This window comes from Mesorhizobium sp. M7A.F.Ca.CA.003.01.2.1 (genome assembly GCF_003998945.1).
Taxonomy (GTDB): Bacteria; Pseudomonadota; Alphaproteobacteria; order Rhizobiales; family Rhizobiaceae; genus Mesorhizobium; species Mesorhizobium ciceri.
The window spans coordinates 1-1,359 of sequence record NZ_RZRA01001205.1; the positions used below are offsets into that span (position 1 = coordinate 1).

At 64.4% G+C, this 1,359-nt stretch carries 3 protein-coding genes; 1 reads left to right on the forward strand and 2 read right to left on the reverse strand.

Features of this window, described 5'->3' with window-relative positions; genetic code table 11:
- Together EN969_RS31220 and EN969_RS31225 are read right to left on the reverse strand one after the other, a co-directional pair.
- Positions 1–530: NmrA family NAD(P)-binding protein (locus EN969_RS31220; RefSeq protein ID WP_127419741.1), on the reverse strand; the 530-nt coding region annotated here is incomplete at its 3' end.
- Positions 527–709, reverse strand: coding sequence for a DUF1127 domain-containing protein (locus tag EN969_RS31225; protein WP_013530655.1), 183 nt, complete (start codon positions 707–709; stop codon positions 527–529). The genes EN969_RS31225 and EN969_RS31220, both read right to left, overlap by 4 nt.
- Before the next feature lie 217 nt (positions 710–926).
- On the opposite strand from EN969_RS31225, the gene EN969_RS31230 reads away from it, so the two are divergent.
- A partial coding sequence (locus EN969_RS31230; RefSeq protein ID WP_127419742.1) for a LysR family transcriptional regulator occupies positions 927–1,359 on the forward strand: 433 nt, incomplete at its 3' end.

Below are 1,359 nucleotides of genomic sequence, written 5' to 3' on the forward strand. Positions count from 1 at the left end.
TCGCCACCGCCATAAAGCGTCACCTCATCGGGCGGCAAGGGCGACGAGCCAAAGCGCATCAGATCGCCCAGCGTCGCCACCCAGGTCGAAAAGAAGCCGTTGGTGTAGATCACCGTGTAGGGCAGATCGGCTTGCCTGATCGCGTCGAACACGCCTCGCTTGAGATCGAGCGGCGGGATCGAGCCCGGGGCGGCGGCGGCGAAGTCGAGGCCGAAGCCGGCGGAAGGCACATAGCGGGAAACGCCGGCATCCCTCAGCGCCCGCACCAGCGTCATCTCGCTGGCCGAATGCACATGCACCGAGCTGATGACGCGGTCCACCGCACTGGCGGCGCGGACAAGGCTGTCATAGTCGTCGAGATCGCCGACGTGGATTTTGGCACCGAGCTCCTTCAGCGGGCGCAGCCGCTCTTCATCGCCGGCTGTTGCCGCACGAACCAGAACGTGCAGGCGATCGCCATTGCGGGCGCTGGCCTTCGCCATCTCGCTGCCCAGCAGCCCCGTCGCGCCGATGATCAGGGTGCTGGTCATATCGACCTCCCGTTGCGCAGGATGGAGCCGTCCCAGTCGCGCTCGAATCCGATGTCGTGCAAGCGATGGTTCGAGAAGCGTGAAACTTGGCGCAGCATCCGGCGGCGCTCGACGACTGCAGAGGCTCTGAGTGCAAGACCGCTCGTCGCGGCGCTGATGGATTCGAGAATCGGTTTCATGGTTCGTCTCCTGTGGTTCAGTAGGCGCAAGCGTGCCGACGCCGTCCGCAAGGGGACAAGCATGACGATTGCTCACACTGTTTCTGGTCGTTCAGCGCAGCGGCGAGATAGGAAAGCCGATCAATATCCGCTGCTACCCCTATAGATTGGACATTTCCGGGCTGGACGACAAACGACTCTTTGTGCAGGATTTGTGAGCAACACTCACAGGTGGACCATGCCGCGCAGACTACCGCCCCTCACTGCCTTGCCCGCCTTCGAGGCTGCCGCCAGGCATCTGAGTTTCTCCAAGGCGGCGGGTGAGCTCAACGTCACCCATGGCGCGGTCAGCCGCGCCATCCGCAACATCGAGGACAGGCTCGGCATCCAGCTTTTCGATCGGGGAACGAGGTCCGTGCGCCTGACGTCGGTCGGCGCGGCCTACGCATCGGAAGTCAGGACGGCGCTGGACCAGATCGCCGCCGCCACCATCGCCGCCACGCCCGACCGCACGGCAGGCATCCTGAATGTCAGCACATCGGACGGTTTTGCCGGCCGCTGGCTGGTGCCGAGGCTGCATCGCTTCCACCGCGCAAACGCCGACATCGACGTGCGGCTGTCGACCTCGGGCGTGCTTTCCGATTTCGTCAGCGACGGCATCGACATCGCCA

Bases quoted from the DNA above. Each gene is read 5' to 3' on its own strand.
- EN969_RS31225 (WP_013530655.1), bottom strand. From the start codon at position 709: ATGAAACCGATTCTCGAATCCATCAGCGCCGCGACGAGCGGTCTTGCA.